A 16,116-nucleotide genomic window follows, 5' to 3' on the forward strand; every position below is an offset into this window, starting at 1 on the left:
TAGCTTTGAACCAAGGCCGCACAAGGGAGAGCGGATGATCCTAACGACTACGGAAGGGCAGAAAGACCTGCCCAGGTACTTTGCGCAAGTCTTCAAGATGCTGAACCGGATGGAGTCCGGTCGGATGGACATCGCCTTGCCCGACGGCCGGGTATTTCGGTCCGAAGGGGCCAAACCCGGACCGGTCGCTCGGGTTGAAATCCACGACCCGGACGTCTTTGCGCGACTGATCCGAGAAGGCGAGCTGGGCTTTTCCGACGCTTATCTGGAAGGTGATTGGAGCACCCCCGATCTTAGATCTTTCATGGATCTGGTGCATCTGGGCACCGAAACCGTCTATGACGATTTCACCGGCATGTTCCTTGTGCAGGCATATGAACGCCTGCGCTTTTGGCTGCACCGGAACCATCGTCGGCAGGCCAAGAAGAACATCTCGTACCACTACGACCTGGGGAATGATTTCTATGGTATGTGGCTGGACGACACCATGACCTATTCCAGCGCGCTGTTCGAGACGGGGCAGGAAAGTCTGGAAAAAGCACAGACCGCGAAATACGCCAGCTTGGTCGATGAAATGGGCGCAAAGCCCGGAGATCACATCCTTGAGATAGGTTGCGGCTGGGGCGGTTTCGCCGAATATGCCGCGAAAGAGCGTGGCCTACGGGTCACAGGTCTGACGATCAGTCAGGAGCAGTTGAACTTTGCTAAACAACGCATTGAAAAAGCGGGTCTTTCCGATCTTGTTGAGTTCAAATTGCAGGATTACCGCGATGAACGGGGCCTGTATGACGGGATCGCCTCGATCGAGATGTTCGAAGCCGTCGGGCAGAAATACTGGCCGGTCTACTTCGAGACTGTACGAGAGCGCCTGAAACCCGGTGCTCAGGCGACGTTGCAAATCATTACCGTCGCGGATCATCGGTGGGACATCTACAAGAACGGTGTTGATTTCATTCAGAAATATATTTTCCCCGGCGGAATGCTCCCGACGCCTTCGATTCTGAAGCAACAGGTTTCAGAGGCGGGGCTGAACGTGGTGAAATCTCGGGAATTCGGTAAAAGCTATGATCTGACCCTGCGTCGTTGGTACGACACGTTCAACGAAAAATGGGACGAAATTGCCGATATGGGATTTGATGAGCGTTTCCGCCGCATGTGGAACTATTATTTGACTGCATGTGGCGCAGCCTTTGACACTGGCAACTGCGATGTGACACAGATCACTATAGCAAAACCCAGTTAACAAACGGAAATACCGAATGCCCAGTGCTCCGCGTCTCGTTGCTGCAATTTGTCTGTTGGTGATCGCCTTTCTCGTATCAAGCATGATCATCGACAACGGCGAAGAGGGTAAGGATTACGGCGCATTCACGACGGTCAACATGATCATTGGCTTAGTGTGCGGCTGGATGATCATGGGCAAGCGGGTTGGCCGGGGCTGGACCGGAGCGGTCAATAACGGGCTGACGGGTATAGCCGCACTTGTGTTCTGGGGTCTATTTGTTCAGGGCTGCAATGAGATGTTCCGGCTGGCCATGCGCCACCGGTATGAGGGACCGTTCGACGCGCTGATCTCCATTTTCCAGATCGGGATCGAATACAGCCAATTTCTGCTGGCGCCGGAAATTCTGTGGACTTTGCTGATCGGAGCACTTATCGCCGGTCTTGCAACCGAAGAAGCTGGCCGTCGCTGGCGGTAACCTTCTGGAATTCAGCGCGAGTTTCAATCAAGTGTCCGATTTGTTCTTTTACGGCACGCTCAGGCATCAGGCGCTGCTTGAGCTTGTGCTTGACCGACCTTTGTCCCAATTGACAGTGTCGCAGGCCGTCCTGCCGGACCATGCGGTTTATGCCGTGGCGGGGCAGGCTTTCCCGATGATCGTGCCGGAAAATGGCCGCGAGGCTCAAGGTCTGTTGGTACAGGGCTTTACCTCGGAGGATCTGAAAAGACTGGCCTTTTACGAAGGTGGGTTTGACTATGATCTCAGCCCGCAAAGCGTGAACCTTGCCGACGGATCAAGTGCCGCGGCCAGCGTGTTTTTCCCTGAACCGGGTCTCTGGACGCCGGACGGGCCGTGGTCGTTGCAGGGCTGGGTCGATGAATGGGCCGAGGTGACCTTGCTGGCCGCACAGGAAGAGCTTGCATATTATGGCAGGGTCGATGCGACGACGATTGCCCGCAACTTCGCGCCGATCCGGACCCGGGCCTGGGCCCGGCTGGCCGCGCGCAAACGGCGGACAGGCGATCCGCGCGACACGGCCAAAGATGTCATCGTCCAAAGCCATCGGCGCGCCTATGTGAATTACTTCGGTATGGAAGAGCTGGAGGTCCAGCACCGACAGCATGACGGGACGATGGGGCCAGTTTTGCATCGCAGCGGGCTGATGCAGGGGGCGGCCGTGGTTGTTCTGCCTTATGACCCGGTTCGTGATGCGGTTCTGCTGGTCGAGCAATTCCGCGCGCCGGTGTTTCTGATCGACGATCCCGAACCGTGGATGTGGGAACCGGTGGCCGGCATGATCGATCCCGGAGAAACCCCGGAGCAGTCCGCGTATCGTGAAGCGCAGGAAGAGGCGCAGGTAACGCTGGATGCATTGGAATATGCCGGCGGGGCCTATTCCTCGAGCGGGTCTTCGACCGAGTATATCTACCTCTATGTCGGGCTGGGTGATCTGACCCGGACCATCGACAATGGCGGGTTGGCGTCGGAAGGGGAAGATATCCGCACGCAAATCCTGCCTTATGACACCTTCATGCAGAAGGTGGATAATAATGAATTCAAAGATTTGCCCCTTTTGTCGCTGGCCAACTGGTTGGCCCGAAACCGCGACCGCATGAGGGGGTAAGGATCGCCGCTTGTGGTTGTCGCACGGCATCTGTAAATCTTCGTTGATACGTAATGATATGAGGGCGCCATGCGCATTGCACGAGACCTTGCCGACGCTGTCGGGAAAACACCGCTGATCCGGCTGAAGCGCATCAGTGAAGAGACCGGGTGCGAAATTCTCGGCAAGGCCGAGTTCATGAACCCGGGCCAATCGGTCAAGGATCGCGCCGCGCTTTACATCATTCGCGACGCCATCGCGCGTGGAGACCTGAAGCCCGGCGGCACCATTGTCGAGGGCACGGCGGGCAATACCGGCATCGGTCTGGCGCTGGTGGGTGCCTCGATGGGGTTCAAGACCGTGATCGTGATCCCGGAAACCCAGTCCGAAGAAAAGAAAGACATGCTGCGTCTGGCAGGCGCTCAACTGGTGCAGGTTCCGGCCGCGCCGTACCGCAACCCGAACAATTTCGTGCATTATTCGCGCCGACTGGCCGAGGAGCTGGCGCAGACCGAGCCCAATGGCGCGATCTGGGCGAACCAGTTCGACAACGTCGCCAACCGTCAGGCCCATGTCGAAACAACCGGCCCGGAAATCTGGGAACAGACCGGCGGCAAGGTCGATGGCTTTGTCAGCGCGGTGGGCTCGGGCGGGACGCTGGCCGGTGTGGCCGATGCGCTGCAGCCCAAAGGGGTCAAGATCGCCTTGGTCGATCCGATGGGGGCGGGGCTCTATTCCTATTACACCACCGGTGAGATCGCGATGGAGGGCAGCTCGATCGCCGAAGGTATCGGCCAGGTGCGGATCACCAAGAACCTCGAAGGGTTCAAGCCCGACTACGCTTATCAGATGACCGACAACGAGGCGCTGCCCTACATCTTTGACCTGCTGCGCGAAGAGGGGTTGGTCATGGGCGGTTCGACCGCGATCAATATGGCGGGCGCTGTGCGTCTGGCCAAGGATCTGGGGCCGGGCCACACGATCGTGACGATCCTGTGCGACTATGGCACGCGCTATCAGTCCAAACTGTTCAACCCCGAATTCCTGCGTGAAAAGGAACTGCCAGTACCGGATTGGATGACCGAAGCTCCGCGCAGCATTCCCGGCGTGTTCGAGGACGTGTGATGCTGCGGCAGGTCCGCCTGTTTCTAGCTCTTTTTCTGGTTTGCTTTGCCATGCTGGGCGGCCCCGTTGCCGCCGAGCTGACCGATCAGCAAAGTGAGTACTACCAGAACTGGCTTGCAACGGCGGACCGTGCCGAGACCGAAATCGAAGCCGACAGGACCTCGAACGCGGCGCTTGAGAACCTGCGGTCCGAAATCCACAACTATCGTGAAGATTTTAACCAGGCGCGCAGCGCCAATACGGATCGCATCCAGACGCTGGATGCCCAGATCAAGGCACTTGGACCCGCGCCCGAAGGCGACGCGACCGAGCCCGAAGAAATCGCCAAATTGCGGACCCACCTTGAGGATCAACTGACCAGCCTGCAGGTTCCGCGGATTATCTCGGAAGAGGCCTTCAGCCGCGCCAACGGCCTGATCAGCGAGATCGACCGGTTGTTGCGCGACAGGCAGAAAAAAGAACTGCTGGAACGCGGGCCATCCCCGATGAACCCGGCATATTGGGGTCCGGCCTGGACCGACATTGTCGAAGCCGTACGTGGCCTGATCGCTGAATCGGCACAAAACCTGAAGGCCAATACCGTCCAGGACCGTCTGAGAGATCGTGGTCTGGGCATCCTTTTCCTGACCCTCGCAGCGGGCGTGTTGTTGTATTACGGGCGCTACTGGTCCGAGGCCGCAGGTGAATATCTGCGCAGCCTTGGAGGCCGCGGCATCGGCGTCTGGTCGTTTCTGGTATCGCTGCTGCGCATTCTGCTGCCTTGGCTGGGCGTCTGGCTGCTGGTGCAGGCGGTCATCATGACCGGTCTTATGGGGCTGCGTGGCACATTGCTGATCCAGAACGTGCCGTATTGGGCCGCCCTAATCTTTTACTACGACTGGATCGGACGTCAGCTGTACCTGTCGCAGGCGGCCCAAAACTTCAATCGCCTGTCCCGCAAGAACGTCACCGAGCTGCGGGTGTATCTCGATATTCTGGCGGTCTTTCTGATCGCTTATGAATTCGGGCTGCTGTTCGATCAGATTGAGAATATCTCGGACGCAACCCGGGCGGTCATCAGCTTTCCGGTGGTTTTCGGGACCGCTCTGATTCTGTTGCGCATTCGTCGTATCCGGACCAGCAGGCCCGAGACAGACGACGCCGAGGCCGGAGAAAAACCGCGCAGCGGCGGTCTGACTCAGATCATGGAATTCCTGCGCCGTGCTCTGTTCCTGCTTGGGATGGCCAGCCCGATCCTGGCGCTTGTCGGTTATACCAATGCGGCAGAGGCAATCGTCTTCCCGGCGGTGAAAACGCTGGTTCTGCTTGCGGCTTTGGCGATTTTCCATCGGTTCCTGACCTCGGTCTACGGCTGGCTCAGCGGGCAGGGCGAGGCCGCGCGGGATTCGCTGTTTGCCGTGCTGACTGCGTTTGTTATCGCGATCCTGTCACTGCCAATTCTGGCCTTGTACTGGGGGGCGCGGCAAACCGATCTGCTTGAGGTCTGGTCGCGCCTGTTGCTGGGATTTGATATTGGCGGAGTCAGGATATCGCCCAGCATTTTCTTTACTTTCGTTCTCGTCTTTATCATCGGTTACGCGCTGACACGATTGTTGCAGAGCGGGCTGCGGAACTCGCTGCTTCCCAAGACAAGTATTGACCCCGGTGGACAGAATGCAATTGCGGCGGGCACCGGCTATGTCGGGATCTTCCTGGCGGCATTGGTTGCGATCATGATCGCAGGTTTTGACCTATCATCGCTTGCGATTGTTGCAGGTGCGCTGTCGGTCGGTATTGGCTTTGGATTGCAGACAATCGTCTCGAATTTCGTTTCGGGCATTATCCTTCTGGTCGAACGTCCAATCTCGAAGGGCGACTGGATCGACGTGAACGGGATGATGGGCTATGTGCGCGACATCTCGGTGCGGTCCACGCGGATTGAGACGTTTGACCGGACGGATGTGATCGTCCCGAACTCGGACCTGATCAGCGGCGTGGTCACGAACTACACCCGCGGCAACACCATCGGGCGGGTCATTGTGCCGGTGGGGGTGGCCTATGGTACCGACACACGCGTGGTCGAGAAAATTCTTGGCGAAGTGGCAAATGCGCACCCCATGGTGCTGGCGCATCCGGCGCCCAGCGTAGTGTTTCAGGGGTTCGGTGCGGATTCACTGGATTTCGAGATTCGCGCCATTCTGCGTGACGTGAACTGGGTGCTGTCGGTGAAGTCCGACATGAACCATGAGATCAACCGCCGCTTTGTCGAAGAGGGGATCGAGATTCCGTTCGCACAGCGCGATGTCTGGCTGCGCAACCCCGAGGCCTTGCAGGGTAAACCATCCGTACCGCAGCAGAAACCAGAGAGCGACACGGCGAAACCGTCTTCAAATCCGTCATCCTCAGCACCCGTCGATATGACCGAGGCCGATTTGGGCGATGGGGATGGTGACGAGATTTAACCGCGTGTGTGGCGGATGTGCGGAAGGTTGAATTTTCGCGTTAATCGCCCCTTGCAAATCCCCCGGCGATGGTCCAAATATCGCGCCCACGGAGAGGTGGCCGAGTGGTCGAAGGCGCACGCCTGGAAAGTGTGTAGGCGGGAAACCGTCTCCAGGGTTCGAATCCCTGTCTCTCCGCCATAAAATCACAGTAAGTAGTTGTTTTAACGATACTGTCAAAGAAAGCTGGGTTGAGACGGGGAGGGTGCTCTCTAAGCCTTGCAGCATGATCAAGAGATCGCCGTTTCGCTTTTTCAAGACCAGCCCCGAGATCATTCGCTTGGCGGTGATGCTGTTTGTCCGGTTCCCGCTTTTCGCTTCGGAATGTAGAGGATCTCCTGCATGAACGGGGCGTCGATGTCAGTCATGAAGCCGTGAGATATTGGTGGCATCGGTTCGGTCCGATGTTTGCCCCGGATATCCGAAAGCGCCGAGTTGCCGGCATGAAGTCGAGTAAGTGGCGGTGGCATCTGGACGAGATGTTCGTGAAGATCAACGGCGAACGACACTATCTGTGGCGGGTCGTAAATCACGAGGGCGAGGTCCTGGAGAGCTTCGTCACGAAGAAGCGGGGCAAAAAAGCCGCGCTGAATTTCCAAGAAAAGTATTGCGAAAGCACTGCCGCCCAAAAGTGATCGTGACTGTTCGGCTTGGGTTTTACGGTGCCGCGCTTAGGGTAATCGGTGCCGCAAATCGGCAGGAAATTGGACACTGGTTGAACATCAGGGTCGAGAACGCACATCTGCCATTCCGACGACAGGAGAGAACTATGCTTCGCTTCCGGTGCATGCAAAGTTTTCAGAAGTTCGCCTCTGTCCGCGCCTCGGCCTAAAACCTCTTCAACTCGGAGCGCAGCCTATCCTTCAGATCAAATTTCAAGTCGAACCGCGCCGCCGCACTTGCTGAGTGGCGCGGTCTCTGCGCCGCATAGGGGACAGCAATTCTGTCCATGCCGAGGCTGGTTCGCATTCGATTGACAACAACCTTTTGAAGTCACTCATGACGCCTTCGGACAGCCGATAGCCTGCTTTGGCATGACGCAGGTGCTGCAACCCGATCTATGGTATGGGTCCTGTCCAAAATCGCGCACTGGGATCAGCGCCCCTCTCCACGTCTGACGTACCACAAATAGAAAAACTTGAGCCGGGTTCTTATGACTTCCTTCAGAAATCTGGATAATTTGGCCTTATAGAAACCTTGGCCCTTTGCCCATTTTTGTATTTGCGCGGGCCCGGTACTGTTTTTGGCGCAAACCCTTCCGAAAACCTTGACGCCATATTTCTCGTAGGGTTGCCAGTTTGGCTCGGACGTGAACAGATATCTAATACCAGCTTCACCCGCCGACTTTATGGTGTCTTCATCCATGTCGCCTCCTGGAACCGAGGCGCTATTGACTGTGCTGCCCAGAATGTCTTCCAAGATGGCCTTGCTGCGACTCCATTCTTCCAGCTTTTCATCATATGGCAGGTCTCTGAATATCGATGGGTGGGTATGACTGTGCGTCCCAATGACATGCCCGATAAGATGGATTTCCCTGATTTGATCGGGCCGAAGGAAAGTCCTGTCGCCGATCATGGACGTCGTGACAAAGAAGTGGCCGACCAGTCCTCTCTCATGCAGCATATGTGCTACTGGTAACGCCGACGCTCCGCCATCATCGAAGGTCAGAATAAGTTTGTTGTTCGTGTTGTTGTCCAGAATATTGCTCGCCCTCTCTGATCTGGAAAAATTTTCCATGATCAAATCCAGGTCATGCAAAAAATGTCCTACCTTATGCTGGTAGGGCAGCGCTCCGGGGATCTGAAATCCGCTTCTTTCGGGGTCATCTGACACTTCGTGATAGAGAAACGAAATTGTTTTCCCAGTCATCCGAATATCCTTCAGCCGGCATCCGTACTGCGCCCTTTCCCGCCGTGTGTCGAGCGTGGACGGCCCAGCGTGTCCACGATGATTGCGAGCAACATCATAAGTAAGAGCAGCGAAAACCCCACCATCAATCCGACAACTTCCGGTGCCAGGTTGCTGGGGCGGCTCGGTAGCGTCGCATCTGAAACCACTTGCGCGTCGGCAGTGGCAACCGCCTGCAACTGACGAATCTCCCGCAATCTCCGTAAAATCTCGCTGTGTACAGCACCTGCGGCTTCGGCATCACGCATCAAAGTTTCGAGCTCGGGATCGGATGCGGCGTCACCGTCGCCACCGTCCCATCGATCGACCTGTTCAATGGCTGAGGAAAGATTGCTGGCGGCATCGAGGATAAGGCTGCGCAGTTCTTCCACGCGTTCGGGTGACACGTCCGTTGCGTCGCGCTCGGGCAGGCGCGACAGCACGGCGCGAAAGGCTGCTTCGGCCTCGGCGAGGTTCGCGCGGAGTTCTGATGGCGGCGAAGCAAGGCTCTCGGATCTCTCCCTGACCTGACGCTGACTTTGTTCAGCGTCTTCTGTCACTTCGGCCAACTGCTCTTGAAGCCTTTCTCGAACTTGCGCAATTTCATTGATCTTTTCAGCGCGCTGTTGATCCAGAAACTCGGTAGCCACGGCGTTTGCGACGATAGCTGAAAGTTCAGCATTAGTAGAGGTAAACGAGATGCGGAGGATCTCCGAGTCCGCTACCTGCTGCACTTTAAGCCGCTCTTCAATATAGAGTGCGACATCGGCGGCCGGATCGCCCCCGTCAACCTTCACCACGCCTTCCATGTTTTGGTCGAACGCATCGGAGGACAGCAACGCTTCCGCGACACGCGCGATGTTGGCCGGTGATCTCAGCAACTGAGCTTGCGTTTCGAGCACCACGGCAGAACTGGTCAAATCGGTGGAAACAGGCTCGTATCCAAGAATCGACAAGCTATAGGGTTTTATCAAGAGAAGGCTCGACGCCGTGTACTTCGGCTCCTGCGCGCTGTTGAGAAGGCCTGCACCCAGGCCGCCAAGGAGGCTCACTATTATGATCGCCAAGAAGTTGCGACGTATCGGCTGCATTATCGAGCCGTGACGGCTGGCACGCGTGTCAGCCGAGACACTATCATCAACATTAAAACTGAGTTTCTCTGGCGGCTTGGGTGGTTGATCGTGCGACACTCTTTAATTCCTTACATAACTAAACAGCATCAATTGTTATGTGGAATGCCGTTTTTTGCAATATGATGAATGAAATGCCGAGCAGCTAGAAGTTGTCCAATGAATGAAATGAACTTCCCGCATGAAGACGGCCCTGTAGCCCTTTTCTTGCCGACGTTGGACGGCGGAGGTGCGGAGCGTGCCTTCGTGAACCTTGCGCGGGGCATGGTCGAAATAGGCATCGACGTGGACCTAGTGGTCGGCAATGCGTCGGGTCCGTTCCGCGCTGAAGTTCCGAAGAACGTGAACTTGATCGACCTCAAGGCTCCACGTCTAATTCGCGCCTTGCCCGGACTTGTGCGATATTTGAAGCTGCGCAGTCCGAGGCGCTTGTATTCCGCGCTCGAAGAGGCGGGTTTGATTGCCCTGCTTGCTCGTTCACTTTCAGGAAAGTCACTGCCGGTCATTCCCAGCATTCGAAATCGTCTCACTGAAGAGGCAAGGCTGGGGGGCATGAAGCGCCGCGGCGTGATTGTTCTGGCACGAAGGTTTTTCCGGCAGGCGGATGCCCTTATCGCTGTTTCCGATGGTGTTGCCGAGGATGCTGCGCAGGTTCTTGACCTGCCTGTCGATCGGATCTCGGTTATTCGAAATCCGACGATTGTTCCGGAAATGATCGCGCGATCAAAACTGCCGATCGACGATCCTTGGTTTTCCACCGATGCTCCGCCAGTTGTTTTGGCATGTGGTCGATTGTCAGCTCAAAAGGATTATAAGACGCTCATTCGGGCATTCGCCGAGGTGCGGAAGACACAGGCTGTCCGTCTGTTGATCCTTGGGGAGGGTCCAATGCGTTCGCAGCTTCACGAGCAGATCTCGGACTTGTCACTTGCCGATGATATCGCACTGCCCGGGTTTGATCCGAACCCCTTTCGATACATGGCCCGGTGCAGCGTCTTTGTGCTGTCGTCGATATTCGAGGGATCGCCGAACGTTTTGGTACAGGCGATAGCTTGCGGCGCGGCAGTAGTTTCGACGGACTGCCCTAGCGGCCCGAACGAAATCTTACATAACGTCGAGTCCGCAGAGCTAGTTCCCGTCGGAGATTTCGTTGCGATGGCGAAGGCAATCGAGCGTCTCTTGGAGCGGCAGACCAGAGAACGAACTAAAAGCTCCATGGCACCTTACGATTATCTCTTTGCTGCGCGTCGGTATCTGGAAGTGGCAGTGTAAAAACGAAAGCTAGTTGCGATGGGCAGTGTGAGTGACGGGCCTGTCCAGTGACTAAGGTCAGCGCCAATGGGACAGTTTAGGTTGACTTGATAAGAGAGGTTTTTTGGCCAATCGCAACCACCAAGGAGTGGAGATGAGAAAGAAAGGTGGCTCAACAACCGGGTTGTAAACTCACACCTTCCATTCCGACGACGAGAACGCGCGATACAATGCTCTAGCAGATGCAAAGTTTGCAGGAAAGCTTGACCAAGAGTATTGCGTCGGTAACGTTCTTGCGGCAAAAAGATTAGTCTCAGAAATCAACATCTTGGCTGATGCCACAAGGTCAACTAGTGTGAGTTTCCTAGCGGGGTCCCGCCATTCTTGAAGCTGAGTGACTCTTGAGCCAGACTATTGAGGCTCACGCGTTGACCAAGAAAGGGAATGAACCGGCCGCGTCAAGGCATAGATGTGTGGAGCTTTTTCTTTTCATTGCGATACCACTTTAGGAGGTCAAGGAATGTCCGGAAGGCGCGTGGTGCATGCTATCGATCATCTGGAAATTGGCGGTGCACAACGACTTCTGGACGTCATGCTTAACGAGGATCTCAGCGCCGACAGGCTTACTGTATTGTCGTTCGGCTCGACTTCGGACTTCCTATACGATCGTCTTGTGTCGAAAGGCGCTGAGGTCGTCGTCGTCGAAAATTGCCGTCTTTGGACGCCGGTTAGCTATCTACGGGTTCTTCGCACGCTCAGAAAGCTTCGGCCCGACGCGCTTCACCTGCACCTAACGTACGCCACTATCATCGGCGCGGTCGTTGGTCGATGGGCGAATATTCCGATGGTTGCTTCGATCCACAATGTTCGTACGGTTCAGTACGATGGTGTTCGTGGCCGGGTCTTGAGATTGATGGAAACTCTGGCGGTCAGGATGTTCGTGGACCGGGTTGTCTTTGTTGGTCAAACGGCAGCGCAAGCCAACGAGGGGCGGTTTCCCGGAAAGCCAATGACTACGATAGACAACGTTGTCGAACCCGCCAAACCAAGTAATGCGGAAGCTAGAGAAACACTCCGGGCCGAACTCGGCGCGGATCCCGGAGAGGTCATTGCCATTTCCACCGGCCGGCTTGCCCCGGTCAAGGATATCTCGACGATGCTCAAGGCGTTTGCCATCACACTCAAGTACGTGCCAAGGGCTCGGTTATGGATTTGCGGCGAAGGCCAGTTGCGTGAGGAACTTGAAGAGCAGGCAGAGCGCCTACAGATCGGAGAGCGCGTCCAGTTTCTTGGTGGTCGCAAAGATGTGAATTCGCTTCTTAATTCGGCGGACATCTTCGTCTTGAGCTCGGTCGCGGAGGGTTTGCCCCTCTCATTATTGGAAGCGATGGCCGCTGGGCTTCCGGTGGTTTCAACCACGGTCGGAAGCGTCCCGGAATACGTCAGTGCATCACAAGGACGTCTGGTCCCGCCTGGTCAACCGGAGGCCCTCGCCGAGGCGCTCGCCGAGTTGTGCTCCGATCCGGAGCTGCGAAGTTCGATGTCGGCCAATGCTACCGTAAGTGCTAAGCGCTTTACGGATATAGCGGCTTGGAAAGAGAAACTGAAAGCGCAGTACGACGCGCTTCCACGCTAAAGACGGCGAACGAGACCAGCCAGCAAGACGCGATCACCATGATCGAATACGAAGAGGTAGGAAAGCACGGGCAGAATTGCGAACCCGAGCATGACCGGCCAGACAGCGTCAAGCGCAAGCGCAAGTACTCCGAGTACCATCGTCGAGGGGAGCAACACATAGATTGGCGACCAGACCCATGGTAGCGGGTAGGCTCGTTGCGCGAACAGCGTAACGAAAGCCGTCTTGGTCACACTCCCCAATACTACGGCCCATGCACAGCCAGAAATTCCGAACGTCGGTGCAAGGATCAAGATAGCAAGTATTGTCACGCAGAATGCCAGAATGTAGGCGACAAGCTTCAGTCCGCTGCGCTTGGCAAGGACAACGCCGATTTCCGTCACCCAGCCGACAGCCTCAATTGCAAGCGCCAGCACTAGCGGGAAAATGACGACCACTCCCGACCGGTAAGCTTCTGACGCAAGGAGAACGAGAAGTGGCTCTGCGAGGATCAGAAGGGTGAAAGAGGCAAGGCACACCGCGAGCGTGAAGCTCTTCAACACGGCATTGTAGGTCTCTGCCGCATCCGATTTCTTGAAAACCGCAAGGGCAAAGGGATTCCATGCGGTCTGGAATGCGAAGGCAAACAAAGAGAATAGCATCGCGATCTTGGCACCGGCGGCGTAGAGACCGAGCGCCTCTGTGCCGATCAAGGCCGCCACAAGCGCTCGCTCTGCCAGCGGTCCTACGGCGCGCGAGGCACTGATCAGGCCATAGGGCGCTGCGTAGGGCAGCATCTCGCGAAGATAGTGCGCATCTGACGGCCGTGTAAGCCAGTCACGCGTTAGCAGAAGCGCGATCAAAGCGAATATTAGCGCGGCGGCGAAATTTGCGATCATGAGTTGGCCGATGCCCGCATTGAAAACGAGGATTGCGCAGACCACGAACGCCGCTTGCACGAATGAGAAGGCGAGCGAAAACGTTACAAAATGCCAACGTCGGAAGGTCAGACGCAGCAGCGTCACCGCAAGCTCGATGATCACCATACAGGGCACTTGAAGGACGAGGATGCGAAATGCGAACACAGTTTCGCCGTCGTACCCGAAGTGACGAATGGCTGCTGGACCCACCGTCCATAGCAGCGGTACAAAAATCACGATTAACACACCCCGAAATGCCAGCGACTGAGCTATCACCTGTTTCCTGGCTTCAGTTGTTTCGTACTCGTAAAAAAAGCGGGACACGGCGCTGTCCTGACCGAAAATGAAAAGGATGGTCAAGAACGCACCCAACACCTGAAGCGTGTCAAAGATGCCGTAGTCAGAGGTGCTGAGATGACGTGCAAGAAGGGGAAAGGTGATCAGTGTGGCCAGCCGACTAACAGCCGCCGCTCCTCCGTAAAGGGCGGAATCACGAAAGAGAAAGCCAAGTCGGCCCTTGGTCGATAGGCCCGATGGGCTTGGTGCGTTACTCGGACTTATCTCGTTCTCTTCGTTCATGAGATCACTCGTTAGCCACGGATGCTTTGCTTTCAATCAATGGTCGTCAGGGCCCACCAGCACCATTTCTCATGATGCATGTAAATGCTAGTCGGCAGGGAATTTCTATGTAAATACGTGACTTCAAAGTGGAATGGCGCCGACCAGAAGCGTGTGCGTAAGACGAATAAACTCTCGAGAGCTTAATAGTGTTTAGTCATGGCGAACGGCAGGCAAACCGGCGGTACCATCTGACGCGAGAATGAAGTCCATTTGGCTTTCGCAGTCGATGGGCCACCTGTTCATTGCGAGGCACGTTTCATTGTTTTGGGATGTGGTAGCAGGTTATCTGCATCAACCTGCAACAGGATCTGGACTGTTTTGGTGGACACCGCGGCTGAAGAGTTGACCTGAGCACTGCCTGCCATCGTTGCGTTGAATGCTGGTATTCAGTACAAATTCCTAGTGGCATAAATCGCAAATTTCCGTTGAGCATAAGGTGAATGCCCATGAGCCTATTTCCGTCTGTAACGATGACTTGGTTGATAGCGCAAGGGCAGCTTCGGGTATGAAGGACAAGCCTAAATGACTGAAATTCGAATTGTGGATGAACAGTCTCTTTTGGTCGGCTTAGTGCCACACGTCTGGATTAGGTGCGGCAAATGAAAACATCCAGAATACCGCAGCCCGATTTAGCATGTTCAGATGAGCTGCGACCGAAGACTGCTGACGGGATGGTTGAATGCTGCATTCACTTCAACATGCCCTATCTCGATTTGCTTTCGGTGATCCGCGTGAGGAATGTAGCCACGACGATCGCGTTTTTCTTGCGGACCGCAGCTTGCGCAGCTGCGGGTTCAGAAACTCCAACCCCGAAGTGCCGGGCTTCGCCATGGGTGTCGCCGCATGGCCTGCCTTCCAAGCTAATGCGGCTCCAATCTTGGGGATGACCCGGCAGACGTCGCATCTTGTCATTTTCCCGGTGCAGCAGCCGGCAGGGGAACGGCTTCTGTTGGGTAGAGCCAAAGGAAAACGGGGGGCGGGTCGCCTTTAGAGAATGGGACTTTTTATGAGACGTCGAAAATTTTCCTTCTTACTACTGTTGACGATAGCGTTGCTGAGCGGTTGTGCGTCAAGTCCGGGCCAGCTAGAGGCGCGTGCGGCGGGAATTACGGGCGATCAGAGCACCTCAGGTCGTGTGATCCATGTTTCCGTGGCAGATGGTAGTGACACAAACGCCGGGACTTCATCACACCCGATAAGGTCAATCCAGCGTGGCATTGCATTGGCACGACCGGGAGACACGGTTCTCATCGCGCCCGGAGTGTACCGCTTCCGGGGCAGCACGCAGTATGGTCTCAACCTGTCCAAGAGCGGGAGGTCCGGTGCTCCGATCACACTACGCGGCAGCGGTCCCGGGGTCATTCTCGATTGTAGCGCTAAGACTTCGTGGCGCACGCTTTACTGTCTAAACGTGAACGGCGACCATTGGCGGCTTGTCAATTTCTCGGTCAGAGGGGCAAATCAGAATTCAGAAGGGGCATGGGCCGTCGGTATCCACTTCGAGAATGCGTCGAACAACTTGCTCGAAGGTGTCGATAGCTATGACCACCAGGGACCCGGAATTCTGTTAACCGGGGATTCGCGCAATAATCTGCTTCGGAACTGTAAATCCCACAGCAACTATGATCCACGATCAGAGACGCCAGGCGGCAATGCCGACGGGGTAGGAGTCACGTCGATTCCGGGCCGAGCCACCGGCAACGTGATCTCGAATTGCAGTTCCTACAACAATTCCGATGATGGCTTTGATCTATGGCAGGCCGAGGCTCCTGTAACGATTGAAGGTTCAACCGCGTCCAGAAATGGATGGATCCCGGGAACGCGTCAGGTCGCCGGTGACGGAGTTGGATTCAAACTTGGCCGTAACACCACCGGGCCATTGCATCAAATTATCGGCAATCGGGCTATCGGCAATCGCGCAAGCGGATTCGACAATAATGGTGCGGCGCGGCGCGCCCACCTTTCCGGGAACAAGGCGTCGGGCAATGGGGGGGGTAGCTATAGAGAGTTGTATCCGTGACACGGTCCTCTCGGACCTTGTTTGCCGTTTCTCTGCTGCACCGATCTCAATCCGACGCTGAACGAATTGGACTGCACCCGACTCAGCAGTTGCCTGGCTCTTTGGGCCGGTATGGCTGCAGTATATCTCGCCGGTACTAGCTTTGCTCGCGAGACCGATCACCTGCATCGGATCTCTGTAGATGCGAAAAAGCGCTACCCGCCTAGCTGTGCTGCAAAAGGTCTTTGCATGAGCGTCTGCC

11 protein-coding genes, 1 tRNA gene and 2 pseudogenes are annotated in these 16,116 nt (G+C 56.0%); 11 read left to right on the plus strand and 3 right to left on the minus strand.

Going from position 1 to position 16,116, the window contains the following annotated elements; genetic code table 11:
* Positions 1 to 34 precede the first annotated feature (34 nt).
* The 7 genes and pseudogenes from GOX88_RS01400 (at position 35) to GOX88_RS23690 (ending at position 7,263) form a co-directional block, all read left to right on the plus strand.
* Entirely contained in the window at positions 35 to 1,243 is a 1,209-nt protein-coding gene (locus GOX88_RS01400; protein ID WP_170398216.1) for an SAM-dependent methyltransferase, read from the plus strand.
* A gap of 16 nt (positions 1,244 to 1,259) precedes the next feature.
* Complete coding sequence (locus GOX88_RS01405; RefSeq protein ID WP_170398219.1) at positions 1,260 to 1,700, plus strand: TrgA family protein; 441 nt, start codon at positions 1,260 to 1,262, stop codon at positions 1,698 to 1,700.
* A complete protein-coding gene (locus tag GOX88_RS01410) occupies positions 1,666 to 2,847 on the plus strand; it encodes an NUDIX domain-containing protein (RefSeq protein ID WP_367648050.1) in 1,182 nt (393 codons plus the stop codon). The genes GOX88_RS01405 and GOX88_RS01410 overlap by 35 nt, the downstream gene beginning before the upstream one ends.
* A gap of 69 nt (positions 2,848 to 2,916) precedes the next feature.
* Positions 2,917 to 3,951 (plus strand): cysteine synthase A, encoded by a 1,035-nt coding sequence (locus GOX88_RS01415; protein ID WP_170324696.1) that lies wholly within the window; start codon positions 2,917 to 2,919, stop codon positions 3,949 to 3,951.
* Positions 3,951 to 6,392: a DUF3772 domain-containing protein gene (locus GOX88_RS01420; RefSeq protein ID WP_170398222.1), complete on the plus strand. Its 2,442-nt coding sequence runs from the start codon at positions 3,951 to 3,953 to the stop codon at positions 6,390 to 6,392. The genes GOX88_RS01415 and GOX88_RS01420 overlap by 1 nt, the downstream gene beginning before the upstream one ends.
* A 90-nt stretch (positions 6,393 to 6,482) precedes the next feature.
* Positions 6,483 to 6,572 (plus strand) — tRNA-Ser (locus tag GOX88_RS01425).
* Positions 6,573 to 6,910: 338 nt separating this feature from the next.
* Positions 6,911 to 7,263: pseudogene (locus GOX88_RS23690) on the plus strand (DDE-type integrase/transposase/recombinase).
* A gap of 263 nt (positions 7,264 to 7,526) precedes the next feature.
* Here the strand turns inward: GOX88_RS23690 and GOX88_RS01435 are convergent.
* Together GOX88_RS01435 and GOX88_RS01440 are read right to left on the minus strand one after the other, a co-directional pair.
* Entirely contained in the window at positions 7,527 to 8,300 is a 774-nt protein-coding gene (locus GOX88_RS01435) for a polysaccharide deacetylase family protein (RefSeq protein ID WP_170398224.1), read from the minus strand.
* An 11-nt stretch (positions 8,301 to 8,311) separates the two neighbouring features.
* Positions 8,312 to 9,508, minus strand: coding sequence for a Wzz/FepE/Etk N-terminal domain-containing protein (locus GOX88_RS01440; protein ID WP_170398227.1), 1,197 nt, complete (start codon positions 9,506 to 9,508; stop codon positions 8,312 to 8,314).
* Positions 9,509 to 9,607: 99 nt separating this feature from the next.
* On the opposite strand from GOX88_RS01440, the gene GOX88_RS01445 reads away from it, so the two are divergent.
* The 3 genes and pseudogenes from GOX88_RS01445 (at position 9,608) to GOX88_RS01450 (ending at position 12,335) form a co-directional block, all read left to right on the plus strand.
* Positions 9,608 to 10,720 (plus strand): glycosyltransferase, encoded by a 1,113-nt coding sequence (locus GOX88_RS01445; RefSeq protein ID WP_170398229.1) that lies wholly within the window; start codon positions 9,608 to 9,610, stop codon positions 10,718 to 10,720.
* Positions 10,721 to 10,864: 144 nt separating this feature from the next.
* Positions 10,865 to 10,960, plus strand: a pseudogene (locus GOX88_RS23835) (IS6 family transposase); the annotation flags it as partial.
* Between the two features lie 259 nt (positions 10,961 to 11,219).
* The gene (locus GOX88_RS01450; protein ID WP_302478165.1) at positions 11,220 to 12,335 is read left to right on the plus strand and encodes a glycosyltransferase; all 1,116 of its coding nucleotides are present in this window, start codon (positions 11,220 to 11,222) and stop codon (positions 12,333 to 12,335) included.
* Here GOX88_RS01450 and GOX88_RS01455 read toward each other — a convergent pair.
* Complete coding sequence (locus GOX88_RS01455) at positions 12,332 to 13,813, minus strand: lipopolysaccharide biosynthesis protein (protein ID WP_170398231.1); 1,482 nt, start codon at positions 13,811 to 13,813, stop codon at positions 12,332 to 12,334. The two genes, GOX88_RS01450 and GOX88_RS01455, sit on opposite strands and share 4 nt — an antisense overlap.
* Positions 13,814 to 14,861: 1,048 nt before the next feature.
* Here GOX88_RS01455 and GOX88_RS23840 point away from each other — a divergent pair.
* Entirely contained in the window at positions 14,862 to 15,875 is a 1,014-nt protein-coding gene (locus GOX88_RS23840; RefSeq protein WP_254443280.1) for a right-handed parallel beta-helix repeat-containing protein, read from the plus strand.
* Positions 15,876 to 16,116 lie beyond the last annotated feature (241 nt).

This window comes from Ruegeria arenilitoris (genome assembly GCF_013030985.1).
GTDB lineage: Bacteria > Pseudomonadota > Alphaproteobacteria > Rhodobacterales > Rhodobacteraceae > Ruegeria > Ruegeria arenilitoris_B.

Bases quoted from the DNA above. Each gene is read 5' to 3' on its own strand.
- GOX88_RS01400 (WP_170398216.1), top strand. From the start codon at position 35: ATGATCCTAACGACTACGGAAGGGCAGAAAGACCTGCCCAGGTACTTT.
- GOX88_RS01405 (WP_170398219.1), top strand. From the start codon at position 1,260: ATGCCCAGTGCTCCGCGTCTCGTTGCTGCAATTTGTCTGTTGGTGATC.
- GOX88_RS01415 (WP_170324696.1), top strand. From the start codon at position 2,917: ATGCGCATTGCACGAGACCTTGCCGACGCTGTCGGGAAAACACCGCTG.
- GOX88_RS01420 (WP_170398222.1), top strand. From the start codon at position 3,951: ATGCTGCGGCAGGTCCGCCTGTTTCTAGCTCTTTTTCTGGTTTGCTTT.
- GOX88_RS01435 (WP_170398224.1), bottom strand. From the start codon at position 8,300: ATGACTGGGAAAACAATTTCGTTTCTCTATCACGAAGTGTCAGATGAC.
- GOX88_RS01445 (WP_170398229.1), top strand. From the start codon at position 9,608: ATGAATGAAATGAACTTCCCGCATGAAGACGGCCCTGTAGCCCTTTTC.
- GOX88_RS01450 (WP_302478165.1), top strand. From the start codon at position 11,220: ATGTCCGGAAGGCGCGTGGTGCATGCTATCGATCATCTGGAAATTGGC.
- GOX88_RS01455 (WP_170398231.1), bottom strand. From the start codon at position 13,813: ATGAACGAAGAGAACGAGATAAGTCCGAGTAACGCACCAAGCCCATCG.
- GOX88_RS23840 (WP_254443280.1), top strand. From the start codon at position 14,862: ATGAGACGTCGAAAATTTTCCTTCTTACTACTGTTGACGATAGCGTTG.